At 69.1% G+C, this 11,412-nt stretch carries 14 protein-coding genes; 8 read left to right on the top strand and 6 right to left on the bottom strand.

Annotation, left to right across the window (positions count from 1 at the left end; translation table 11 throughout):
- The first annotated feature begins 236 nt into the window (after positions 1-236).
- Both VGD44_RS25445 and VGD44_RS25440 read left to right on the top strand, forming a co-directional pair.
- Entirely contained in the window at positions 237-1,247 is a 1,011-nt protein-coding gene (locus tag VGD44_RS25445; protein ID WP_331091410.1) for a hypothetical protein, read from the top strand.
- Positions 1,248-1,286: 39 nt separating this feature from the next.
- Positions 1,287-2,309, top strand: coding sequence for an NADP-dependent oxidoreductase (locus tag VGD44_RS25440; protein WP_331091408.1), 1,023 nt, complete (start codon positions 1,287-1,289; stop codon positions 2,307-2,309).
- Positions 2,310-2,435: 126 nt separating this feature from the next.
- On the opposite strand, the gene VGD44_RS25435 is transcribed toward VGD44_RS25440, so the two are convergent.
- Positions 2,436-2,927 carry a CinA family protein gene (locus VGD44_RS25435; protein WP_331091406.1) on the bottom strand — a complete coding sequence of 164 codons (492 nt, stop codon included), beginning with the start codon at positions 2,925-2,927 and terminating at the stop codon, positions 2,436-2,438.
- Positions 2,928-3,093: 166 nt separating this feature from the next.
- On the opposite strand from VGD44_RS25435, the gene VGD44_RS25430 reads away from it, so the two are divergent.
- From VGD44_RS25430 to VGD44_RS25405, 6 genes are all read left to right on the top strand, one after another.
- Entirely contained in the window at positions 3,094-4,326 is a 1,233-nt protein-coding gene (locus tag VGD44_RS25430; RefSeq protein ID WP_331091404.1) for a serine hydrolase domain-containing protein, read from the top strand.
- Complete coding sequence (locus VGD44_RS25425) at positions 4,326-4,457, top strand: hypothetical protein (RefSeq protein WP_331091402.1); 132 nt, start codon at positions 4,326-4,328, stop codon at positions 4,455-4,457. The genes VGD44_RS25430 and VGD44_RS25425 overlap by 1 nt, the downstream gene beginning before the upstream one ends.
- A gap of 63 nt (positions 4,458-4,520) precedes the next feature.
- Positions 4,521-5,000 (top strand): DUF1579 domain-containing protein, encoded by a 480-nt coding sequence (locus VGD44_RS25420; RefSeq protein WP_331091400.1) that lies wholly within the window; start codon positions 4,521-4,523, stop codon positions 4,998-5,000.
- A gap of 17 nt (positions 5,001-5,017) precedes the next feature.
- Positions 5,018-5,251 (top strand): BolA family transcriptional regulator, encoded by a 234-nt coding sequence (locus tag VGD44_RS25415; protein ID WP_331091398.1) that lies wholly within the window; start codon positions 5,018-5,020, stop codon positions 5,249-5,251.
- A 69-nt stretch (positions 5,252-5,320) separates the two neighbouring features.
- Positions 5,321-5,665, top strand: coding sequence for a Grx4 family monothiol glutaredoxin (gene grxD, locus VGD44_RS25410; protein WP_331091396.1), 345 nt, complete (start codon positions 5,321-5,323; stop codon positions 5,663-5,665).
- Positions 5,662-6,081 carry a thioesterase family protein gene (locus VGD44_RS25405; RefSeq protein ID WP_331091394.1) on the top strand — a complete coding sequence of 140 codons (420 nt, stop codon included), beginning with the start codon at positions 5,662-5,664 and terminating at the stop codon, positions 6,079-6,081. Before grxD ends, VGD44_RS25405 begins: the two co-directional genes overlap by 4 nt.
- On the opposite strand, the gene VGD44_RS25400 is transcribed toward VGD44_RS25405, so the two are convergent.
- The 5 genes from VGD44_RS25400 to VGD44_RS25380 form a co-directional block, all read right to left on the bottom strand.
- Positions 6,078-7,619: a hypothetical protein gene (locus VGD44_RS25400; protein ID WP_331091392.1), complete on the bottom strand. Its 1,542-nt coding sequence runs from the start codon at positions 7,617-7,619 to the stop codon at positions 6,078-6,080. The genes VGD44_RS25405 and VGD44_RS25400 overlap by 4 nt on opposite strands.
- 65 nt (positions 7,620-7,684) lie before the next feature.
- Entirely contained in the window at positions 7,685-8,059 is a 375-nt protein-coding gene (locus VGD44_RS25395; RefSeq protein WP_331091390.1) for a hypothetical protein, read from the bottom strand.
- Between the two features lie 87 nt (positions 8,060-8,146).
- Positions 8,147-8,764: a 30S ribosomal protein S4 gene (rpsD, locus tag VGD44_RS25390; RefSeq protein ID WP_331091388.1), complete on the bottom strand. Its 618-nt coding sequence runs from the start codon at positions 8,762-8,764 to the stop codon at positions 8,147-8,149.
- A 158-nt stretch (positions 8,765-8,922) separates the two neighbouring features.
- Entirely contained in the window at positions 8,923-10,251 is a 1,329-nt protein-coding gene (locus tag VGD44_RS25385; protein WP_331091386.1) for a DUF1254 domain-containing protein, read from the bottom strand.
- A gap of 46 nt (positions 10,252-10,297) precedes the next feature.
- The coding region (locus VGD44_RS25380) for a DUF1254 domain-containing protein (RefSeq protein WP_331091384.1) at positions 10,298-11,412 on the bottom strand (1,115 nt) is incomplete at its 5' end.

Here is an 11,412-nt window from a genome sequence, read left to right as displayed (position 1 = left end):
GTGTACTGGCCGATCCCGTCCTCGCGCAGGCGCTTGTCGCGCTCGGCCAGGTACTTGGCGTGCAGGGCGTCGGGATCGAAGTCGATCTCACCGACGATGGCAGTCAGTTCGGGTCGGATCGTCATGGCCGGAATTGTGCCGCCCTTACGTATGCGTCCGTCAAGTTCCCGTCGGCGCGACGGCCGCCCGCACAAGCCCGCCTCGACGGGCCGTGGGAGACTGGCTAGTCCAAGGACGTGAACCTGCAGCCCCGCATCAACAACCCTACTTCGGTCACCCGCCGCGAGGTCGATGCGATCTTGGCGCGCGGATGGAAGCCGACGATCCAGTTCGCCCAGTCCGGTGCACCGTCCCGCCTGCTGCGCGACGTTAACGACCTCGCCCGCCACTACGGCGACCGCTTGGAGGTGCGCTTCTACGGCCACTACGGCGAGGTCTTCGACGCCGCGGTCCTGGCCCACCTGCCCGACGTCCAGCACCTCTCCGTCGACTGCCTCACCCACATCCGAAACGCACGGAAGATCGGCGACCTAGCCAAGCTGAAGAAGCTCTCCTTCGGTGTCTTCCGCGACGAGGACACGGCGATCCTCGAGGCGTTCCCGCTGGAGCAGCTCACCGAGCTCTTCGTCAGCGACAACCTGCGCAGGAACCTCGACCTGACTCCGCTCGCCCGTGCCCGCAATCTCATGGAGCTCCGCGTCGCCGGCCACATGCGCGGCCTGCCGGTGGTCGCCGGGCTGCCCCATCTGGCTCGACTGTCGCTGAACGCAATCGCCAAGCGCCAGGACCTGACCTTCCTCTGCGACGCCCCCGCCCTGCGCGAGCTGAGCCTCATCCTCGGCGGCCGCCCATCCCTCGACGAGTTCCGCCATCCCGGTCTGACGGATCTCAGCATCATCCGCGTCCAGGGCTTGGTCACGCTCGGCGACCTTTCTCGTTTCCCGTGCCTCAAGTCCCTCGTCATCGAGGACCAGATCCGACTCGCCAGCCTCGACCTCGCCGGTACAGCGCTGGAGCGCCTCGTCCTGATGAACTGCAAGACCCTCACGAGTGTCCCCGGCCTTCACGCCCAGGAGCGCCTGCGCGAATTCCGCGTCGCCCGCACCGATCTCGACCTCGACGCCCTCCTGGCCCGCGACTGGCCCGCCACGATGCGCATCCTCGGCCTCTACTCCGGCAGCGCCAAATGGAATGCCGCCGCCCGCGCCGCCCTCGACGCCCGCGGCTACAAGGAGGTCGAGCGCTAGGCGGTTGAAACGCGGGTACGGGCCTGATCCATTCGCCCCATGAACCGCTACTGGACCCTCGCCAAGCGCCCACCACCGCCCTGGCCCGACGCGAGCACCTTCGCTCTGCGTGACGGCCCGATCCCGCAGCCCGGGCACGCCCAGGCGCTCACCCGCACGATCTACGTGTCGCTCGACCCCTACCAGTGGGGCTACAAGCGGCGCGGCGTCGAGCCCGAGGGCGCGCCCTGCCATGCGCGGACGGTCTCCCAGGTCGTCGAAAGCAACATCCCCGGCCTCGCGCCCGGCGACTTCGTGTTCAACACCAACGGCTGGTCGGAATACGGCCTGATGGGCGAAGGCGTGCCCCGCCCCGGCTATATGGTCCCGCGCAAGCTCGACCCCAGGCAGGGCCGCATTTCCCAGGCCGTGGGCGTGCTCGGCATGCTGGGGCTCACCGCCTACGCCGGGATGATCCTGCAGGGCGACCCGAAGGCCGGTGAGACGGTGGTCGTCTCGGCCGCGTCGGGCGGCGTGGGCCAGATCGCCGGCCAGCTCGCCAAGCTGCGCGGCGCCCGCGTGGTCGGGATCGCCGGGAAGTCCGAGAAGTGCGCGTTCGTGACCGACGAACTCGGCTTCGACGCCTGCGTCTCGCACCTGTCGCCCACCTTCGCCGACGACCTGAAGGCCGCTTGCCCGGAGGGGATCGACGTCTATTTCGAGAACGTCGGCGGCGCCGTCTTCGAGGCCGTCTTGCCGCTGTTCAACCCCGGTTCGCGCATGACCATCTGCGGCCTCATCGCCCACTACGGTGACGAAAGTGGCGACGCCGGCGCCCGCGAGCGGGCGGCCGCCGAGGCCCGCGGCGTCACCGTCACCAACCTGTTCGTCGGCGACTACGTCGAGGGCCACCACGACGCCTTTCTCGCCGACATGGTTCCCTGGGTCGCCGAGGGGAAGGTCCGCTACCTCGAGGACATCCGCGAGGGCCTGGAGACGATCCCGGCCGCCTTCGCCGAGATGCTCAAAGGCGGCAACTTCGGCAAGATGCTGGTGCGGATCTCGGACGACCCGACGCTCTGACGTCGTCTCGCATCGAAAGGGTGAAGAGAGTTCGCAGCGCCCCCGCCGGCGCTCACGGACTCTGACTCCACCGACGACCCACCGGTCGCCCAACACCGGCTGACGGCGCCTGCGGCGCGCTGGGCGCTATCCGTCCACCGCCGTCAGCGCCCGCTGCAACAGCGACAGCGATGCGAGCGCGAAGGCCAGCATGTTGGCCTGCCGGTCGCTCTCGCCCGTCTCGATGGTCAGCACCGCCTCGACCGGCCCGGCCACCGCCACGCAAGTATGGCCGGCCGCGTCGCCGTAGCCGTTGCCGGTCGGCCCCGCCGCGCCGGTCTCGGAGATGCCCCAGGTCGCGCCGTACCGTTCGCGGGCGTTGCGGGCCAGGAGCTGTGCGTACGGCTCGCTCGACGAGCGCATGCCCTCCAGGGCCTCGCGCGGGATGTCGGTGAGCAGCACCCGGGCCTTGGGCGTATAGACCACCGCCCCGCCGAGGAAGTAGGCGCTGGCGCCCGGCACGCTCAGCAGCGCCGTCGAGATCAGCCCACCCGACGAGCTCTCGTTCACCGCGATCTTCTCGCCGCGGGCCTTCAGCGTCTCGCCGATCTCGGCGGCCAGGTCGTAGAGCGCCTGCATACCTATCCTTCCACCACCTGTCCCCGAACGGGGACTTGAAAACCGAGAACGCGATCCAGCTCCCAGACCGGTCATTCAGCCGAGCCGATGCGCTCTTGGCCAAACGTCTGTTCGGCGCCCATGATGGCGCATTGCAGACAAAACGATAATCGTCGGGAGGATTTTGATGGACGCCCAGTCGCAGTGGACCGGCCTGGATGCGGCGCGCCTGGAACGCATCGGCGAGCATCTGGAACGCAACTACATCGGCCCGGGCAAGATCCCCGGCTGCCAGGTCAGCGTCGCCCGCCACGGGCACCTCGGCTACTTCAAGTCCTTCGGTTCCATGGACCTGGAGCGGAACAAGCCCACCCGCGACGACACGATCTACCGCATCTACTCGATGACCAAGCCGATCACCTCAGTCGCGCTGATGACGCTGTACGAGCAGGGCTACTTCCAGCTCAACGACCCCGTCTCGCGCATCGTGCCGTCCTGGAAGAACCACCGCGTTTGGGTCTCGGGCGAAGGCGACGACATGGTCACCGAGGCGCCGCATCGGCCGGTCAGCTTCCGTGACGTGCTGTGCCACACCGCGGGCCTGACCTACGGCGGCGGCCTGCCCGGCGTCGGCATCCAGCACCCGATCGACAAGGTCTACCGCGCGCTCAAGATCCGCTCGTTGGACGGCGCCGACACCATGGTCGAATTCATGGACAAGCTCGCGCAGGTGCCGCTGCGCTACCAGCCCGGCACGGCCTGGATGTACTCGCTGGCCACGGACGTCTGCGGCGCGCTCGTGGAGCTGATCTCGGGCAAGCCGTTCGCCCAGTACCTCGACGAGGTGATCTTCCAGCCCCTGGGCATGAAGGACACCGCCTTCTCCGTTGCCCCGGAGAAGGTTGATCGGTTCGCGGCCAACTACCAGCGCGGCCCCGACAAGAAGCTGCAGCTGATCGACGACCCGGCGAACAGCAACTTCGGCAAGGAGCCCGGCTTCAAGTCGGGTGGCGGCGGGCTGACCGGCACGTCCGCCGACTACCTGCGCTTCTGCGAGATGCTGCGCAGGGGCGGCGAGCTCGACGGCCACCGGGTGCTGGGGCCGCGCACCATCGCCATGATGCACATGAACCACCTGCCCGGCGGCCAGGAGCTGACCAAGCTCGCCCTCGGCGGCTTCTCTGAGACCGCCTACGACGGCGTGGGCTTCGGCCTGGGCTTCGCCTCGTCGCTGGACGAGGTGGCGGCCGGCGGCCTGGGCGCGGGCGACTACTACTGGGGCGGCGCGGCCTCGACGATCTTCTGGGTCGACCCGAAGGAGGACCTCTCGGTGGTCTTCATGACCCAGCTGATGCCGTCCGGCACCTTCAACTTCCGCGGCCAGCTCAAGAGCATCGTCTACTCGTCGATCATCGATTGATGGCCAAGCACCCGTTCCAGCATGACGCCGTGCGCGACACCCAGTGGGTCGGCAAGGGCGTCGCCGCGCCCTGGCTGGTGGTCCTGGCCATTGTCATCGCCGCAGGCGGCCTGGTGTTGCTGCTGCGCTAATTGCTGACAGACCCTGGCAGCAGGGTGCGCCCAAAAGCTGTCCTTAGACACGAAGGACAGCTCATGGCCTACGACGCCCACGACGACGGTCGCCGCGACTTCCACTTCCTGTACGGCCGTTGGGCCGTGCAGCATCGTCGGCTGACGGCGCGCGGCGTCGGGGCCGACGACTGGGACAGCTTCGAGGGCTCCAGCTTCACCCAAGGGCTCATGGGCGGCCTCTGCAATGTCGAGGAGAACGACTTCCCCGACCGCGGCTTCCAGGGCGTCGCCTTCCGCAGCTTCGATGTGGCGCAACAGTGCTGGTCGATACACTGGGTCTCCAGCACGGACGGCCTCGTCCAGCCGCCCGTCCACGGCCGCTTCGAGAACGGCGTGGGCCTGTTCCTGGGCGACGACGTCGACGCCGGACGGCCGGTGAAGGTGCGCTTCCGCTGGGACGAGATCACCCCGGCCTCGGCCCGCTGGCGCCAGGCCTTCTCGTACGACGGCGGCGAGACCTGGGAGGAGAACTGGGTCATGCGCTTCACACGGACCGCCTGAGGGCCTAAGTCGGCGCCATGCCGATGTCCCAGCCCGACCTGGAAGCCGCCCTGCGCGAGGGCTTCCCCGACGCGACCATCGAGATCGAGGACCTCGCCGGCGACGGCGACCATTACAAGGCCCGCATCGTCTCGACCGCCTTCGCCGGCCTGCCCCGCGTGCGCCAGCACCAGCTCGTCTACGCGGCGCTGAAGGGCAAGATGGGCGGCGAGTTGCACGCACTAGCGCTCGAGACCTCTGCGCCAGCCTGACACGCTTGACCCCGGGAACCTGCGTCCCTAGCTCTTGGGCGACGATTTCCTCGCCGAAAGGGCGAACCCATGTCTGAAGCTGCAGCCGCCAACCCCGTCCACGACTGGATCGCCAAGTCCGTGGCCGAACACCCCGTCATCCTCTTCATGAAGGGCGTGCCGGAACAGCCGCAGTGCGGCTTCTCGGCCGTGACCGTCCAGATCCTCGACCACCTGGGCGTCGACTTCGTCGGCGTGAACGTGCTGCAGAACGACCAGCTGCGCGAAGGTATCAAGACCTTCTCCGACTGGCCGACCATCCCGCAGCTTTACGTGAAGGGTGAGTTCGTCGGCGGCTGCGACATCGTCCGCGAGATGTTCCAGTCGGGCGAGCTGAAGACGATGCTGGCGGAACAGGGCCTCATCGAAGCGTGACGAAACTGCTCGAACCGCCGGAGGGCCGGCAGGTCTTCCGCCTCACGTTCGAGCCCACGCCTGCCGACATCGACGAGAACGGCCACGTCAACAACGTGGTCTACCTGCGCTGGGCCCAGGACATGGGCGTGGCCCACTGGCGCTCGCTCGCGCCCGAAGACGCCCAGAACACCTGGGCCTGGATCGCGCTCCGCCACGAGATCGACTACCGCCGCCCGCTCCTGCCCGGCGAGACCGCCCAGGCCCGCACCTGGGTCGCCGAGACGCCCCAGGGCCCGCGCTACGACCGCTTCATCCGCATCGATGGCCCCGACGGCCAGATGTGCGCCCAGGTCCACACCACCTGGGTCCTGATCGAACAGGCCACCGGCCGCCCCCGCCGCGTGCCGGAGTGGATCACCGGGATGTTCACCTAGCCGGCGGGCTTGGCGGGCTCCGCAGGCGGCTTGCCTTCCTCCTCGTCCTCCGTCATCGACTCCAGGTCGATGGCGCCGATCATCCCCTGGCCCAGCGCCTCTCGCGCGCGGGCCGCGAAGGCGCCCCCATGCGGGTTGTTGATCACCACCGCAAGCATCCGGGCGGCCTCGTCGCGCCGCCCCTTCTTCAGCAGCGCCAGCCCGGCCCGTATCGAGTTCTCCTGCACAGCTGGGGCGAGATAGCGGGCCTCCAACAGAGCGGTGAGGTCGTTGTCCGTCGGAAACGTGGGCTCGATCGAACGGCTGAGGGCGTAGGCGTACAGCGGGCGGAAGTCGGTCTTGTTGAGCTGGTACGCCTTGGCCAACATCGGCCGCGCGGCCCTGTACCGCGTGTCGCGGCTCGCCTTGTCGCGCATGCCCGCCATGATCTGCCCCGTGCCGGCGAGCAGGAGGTCTTCAAGGTCGTCGGGACTCGTCTCAAGGCGGCGCTTCATGATCGCCTCGCCGGCCGCCACGTCGCCCATCACGAACTCAAGGCGCGCCAGGGTTCTTTCGGCGAGGGCGTCACCCGGGTAGCGCGCCGCCTTGCGCCGCACGTCGGCCACGAGGCCGGCGTCGACCGTGCCCGTGGGCGCCAGGATCAGCCGCGCGTTGTCCAGCAGGAGGTCATCTGCGCTGGCGGGGAGCCGCGCCACCGCAATCGACGCCGCTGGCGGCGGCTCTTTCAGCGTCAGCGTGGTGACCGGTAGGCGGCGGTAGGCCTTCAGCTCCTTGGTGAGCTGATCCATCGTCATGCCCGTCGCCGCCTCCAGCGCCTTCACGGGCGACTCGCCCTGAGTGATCGCGAGGGTCGCCTTGTTGATCTGGGCCGCACGCTTCGGATCGCTGAACATGTAGTGCATCAGCAGCCAGGCCTGGGCGTAGTAGGTGTTCACGCGAGCCGACTTGGTGTCCGCCACGCTCTTGGAGAGGACCTGGTCCAGCGGCAGCCAGGCCTCCTCGAGGATGCCGTAGGCGCGGGCCGGATTGTAGCCGCCGACCTTGAGCTGGTTGCCCTTGATCTCCGCCGTCATGAAATACTCGGCCCAGCCTTCCACGAACCAGGCCGGATAGGCGGTCGGGAAGTTCTCGAGCATGAAGTGATGGGCGTACTCGTGGAACAGGACGTCGTCGCTGCCGAACTGCTCCGAATTCACGGCAAAGGCGAACACGCCCTCGTTCATCGCCGCGTAGAAGCCGAGCACGTACCGGCCCACGTTGGGTCGCACCCGCTTCAGCCCCTGGGCGTTGCCCAGCATGAAGACCTGGACCTTGGTCGGGGGTTTCCGATCCTTCACCGACGGATTGTAGATCCGCAGCAGCATGTCGAAGGTCGTGAGCTTGGCGGCGTAGTCGCGCACCGCTTTCTCGCTACCCTGGCCGTAGACGATGAACTTGTCCGTCTCGGCCTTGATCCAGGCCGCCTGTGCTGGACCCGCAATCGCGACGAGCGCCAGGGCGCCAAGCCCGGCGGCCGCGCCACGCAAACAACGCTTCATGCGTCCCCCCGAACGACTGAAGATTGCGGGACGTTAGAAGAGCGACCGATGCGTGTCGAGATGGGCTATTCGCCCGGCCCGGTCCAGGCCGTCAGGGGATTGAGCAGGAACACCTGGGCCCGCGCCGGTACGCCCAGCTCGGCCCAGCTGAAGGTCAGCTCCGTCTTGCCCATGGCGAACGACTTGCAGGTGTCGATCCGCTTGCGACCGAACGCCAGGGTCACCGTTTCGGCCTTGCGCTCGACGTGGAACGCGAAGTCGGCCTTTTGCGTGCAGCCGTTCGACGACACGGTGATGACGAGCGCCTGGCGCCCAGCGTCGGCGCGGTAGAGAGGCTCCAGCTCGGCCAGCCCCGAACCGGCTGGCGCGATCACGCGCACCCCGCCGCTCGCGCAGCCAGAGAGCGCCAGGGCGGCCAGCACGAACATCCGTCGATTCACCGCCCGACTTCGCCACATGCCGACCAAATGCAAAAGGCCCCGGATCGCTCCGGGGCCCTCGCAATTCTCACTTGGTGTCGGCGCCGGTTAGGACGCGTAGAACTCGACCACCAGGTTCGGTTCCATCTTCACCGGGTACGGCACTTCCGACAGTTCCGGGGCGCGGACGAAGGTGGCCGCCATGCCCTTGCCGTCGACGGTGATGTAGTCGGGCGTGTCGCGCTCGGACGAGCTCAGAGCTTCCAGAACCAGGGCCATGTGGCGCGAACGCTCGCGGACCGACACCACGTCACCGGCCTTCACGCGGTACGACGCGATGTTCACGCGCTTGCCGTTCACCAGCACGTGGCCGTGGTTGACGAACTGGCGGGCGGCGAACGGGGTCGGGACGAACTTGGCGCGGTAGACCACCGCGTCCAGGCGCGACTCGAGCAGCGCGATCAGGTTCTCCGAGGTGTTGCCCTTGCGGCGCGCCGCTTCCGTGTAGATGCGGACGAACTGCTTCTCGGTGATGTTGCCGTAGTAGCCCTTCAGCTTCTGCTTGGCGCGCAGCTGCAGGCCGAAGTCGGAGACCTTGGACTTGCGGCGCTGGCCGTGCTGGCCGGGTCCGTACGCGCGGGCGTTGATGGGAGACTTCGGGCGACCCCAGACGTTTTCGCCCATCCGGCGGTCGAGCTTGTACTTCGCGCTATGGCGCTTGGACATATTCCACTCTTCATTCGACGCGGGCCGGCATCCTCTTGTTGAGAATGCGATTTCAACGGCGGCCTAGCATCAACCCGTCATAGGTTTCCGGCCACGCAGGGCTTGCCCCGGCGGCTGGAAGGCGCGGTGTATGACGGCCGGGCGGCTCCGAGTCAAGTTTAGGCGGCCGTGATCGGCGGGAGGCGGTAGCGGCCGTCCATCAGCTCGGGCCTGGGCAGGTAGGCGCGGAAGCTGACCGTGAACGGTCCCTGCGCCGGCGCCGGCAACCAGTTGCCCGTCCGCTCCCCGCCCGGATCGCTGCGGGCGATCCAGAGGTCGAGCGAGCCGTCGGCGTTCTTCGTCAGCGTCGGCGTGCGGTCGCCGATGGCGTAGCGACGGATCGGGTTCTCGGTCAGGAAGAACTGCCCATCGGGCATGGCCTCGTACATGGTCAGCGACCAGAACGCGTCCACCGGCGGCAAGCCGCCCGCGGCGAACCGCATGACGTAGGGACCCGGCCCGGTGAACATCCGGCCCCGGTCGCCCACCGGGTTCATGTACATGGCCTCCGCGCCCGGCAGCGCCGCCAGCCCGCCCAGCGCCACGGCGGCGCGCAGGCTGTAGTCCTGGCCGAAGAAGCCCAGGTTCGACCGCGGATAGGTCCAGCCCTGCACCGCCGCGCCCGGCCGGATCGCCTGCAGCGCCGCGCGCGCCTCGGCGACGCCCGCCTCGATCTCGGCCACCTCCGCCGGCCCGAAGCGCTTTGCGTCGAAGCCGCCCTGCCCCGAAAGCCCCAGCGGTGCGATGCGGGCGAACAGCGCCGCATCGGTCCCGGGCGGCGGGTCCGAGCGCAGCAGGTCGGCCACCGAGGCGAAGTACGCGGGCGCCGGCGCGCGGCGGTCGGCGTAGGTCGCAGCCGACGGCGTCACGGCCGGCCCCGCGATCGCCAGCTGGGCCTGCAGCGCGTGCACCGCGGGCAGGTCATCGGGGCCGTCCACCAGGATGCGAGACAGCAGCCAGCCGTGCGGCGTCGTCAGCCGCACCACGTCGGGCCCCGAACCGGGCTGCCCCGGCCCCAGGATCCTGAACCGGCCGCCCCCGCCGCCGCTCGTCCGCGTGCCGAGGACGAAGTCGTTGTCCGTGAACATGTTCATGCCGGCCACGGAGAAGTACCGCTCGCCGGCGCGCGGCAGGGTGAGCGTCAGCGGGCCCCTGGTGAGGTCGATCCAGGCGCTGGAATAGAGTGTGTCGTTGTTCGGCGTGGTCACGCCCCGCGCTGCTGGCCCCGCCAGCGTCCGGGCATGCCCGAAGCGGTTCAGTCCGGCCGGCACGCCCGCGGCCCGACCGGTCAGCGCGCGGGCCCGCGTGGTCGCCATCTCGATCAGCGGCAGGCCGTAGAGCCACGCCTCGCGCGCCGCCGCCTTCAGATCCCCCGCCGCCGCATGCGCCCTGGCCGCCGGAACCGCCCCGATCGCCGCCAGCGCCGTCAGCGCCTCACGCCTGTTCAATGGATCGCCTCCTCCGAAGGGCTGCGAACCTACGGCTCAGCCCGCCTCAGACAACCTCCAGCGCAGGCATACGGTAATAGCCCTGGAGCAACTCCGCCCTCGGCAGATACGCCCGCATGAAGAGCGCGAACGGCGCGGCCGGCGCGGGCAGCCAGTTGCCCTCGCGCTCGGCGCCAGGGCTCGCGTGGCCGATCCAGATGTCCAGCGATCCGTCCGGGTTCGTGACGAGCCCTGGCGTCCGGTCGCCGATGGCGTAGCGGTTCAGCGGATTGTCCCAGAAGAAGTACTGCCCGTCGTCAGTCGCCTCGTAGAGGCTGAGCGACCAGAACGAATCCACCGGCAGGTGGCCGCCCGCCGGGAAGTACAGCCGCCAGCGCTTGGTCCCGTCGAACAGCTTGCCCGGCTCGGGCCCCTCGCCTTGCAGGTACATCGCCTCGGCCGGCGGCAGCGCCGCCAGGCCACCCAGCGCCACCGTGCCGCGCAGGTCGTAGTCCTGGTCGAAGTCGCCCAGCCGCACGCTCGGATAGGACCAGCCCTGGACGAAGTTCCCGGCCAGCCCACCGCCGCCCCGCACCGCCGCGCGGCCCTCAGCTACCCCCGCCTCGATCTCGACAGCCTCGACTGGCGAGAACCGCGCCGGATCGAACCCGTCCAGCAGCCCCAGCGGCGCCATCCGCCGCAGGACGGCCAGGTCGGTGACCGGCGGCGGATTGGCCGCCATCAGCGCCGCCGCCCCGGCGAAATACTCCGCCCAGCCCGCCTGCCGCGCCGGATAGGGACCCGGCGGCTCGCCGCCCGGCCCTTGCATCGAGATTCCGGCCTGGACCTCGCGGGCGGCCTCGAGGTCATGCGGCCCTTCCACCAGGATCCGCGCCAGCGCCCAGACGTGGTCGGTCGGCGAACGGATCACGTTCCAGCCCTCCGCCGCCTCGCGCGGACCCACCAGCCGGAAGGTCCCGCCTTCCGGACCGGTCGTCCGCGTGCCCAGGACGGCGAAGTTGTTGGTGTAGGCGTCCATCAGCGCCAGCGAGAGATAGCGGTCGCCCGCGGCCGGCAAGGTGATCGTCACCGGCCCCGCCGACAGGTCGATGTGCGCGGTCGAATAGAGCGTGTCGGTGTTGGGCGTCGTGACCGCCCGGTGCTTCGGCGTCGCCAGGTTCC

This window comes from Phenylobacterium sp. (genome assembly GCF_036402295.1).
Classification (GTDB): domain Bacteria; phylum Pseudomonadota; class Alphaproteobacteria; order Caulobacterales; family Caulobacteraceae; genus Phenylobacterium.
The sequence above is the reverse complement of the archived record's forward strand: the minus strand, read 5'-3'. Positions and strand labels throughout refer to the sequence as shown.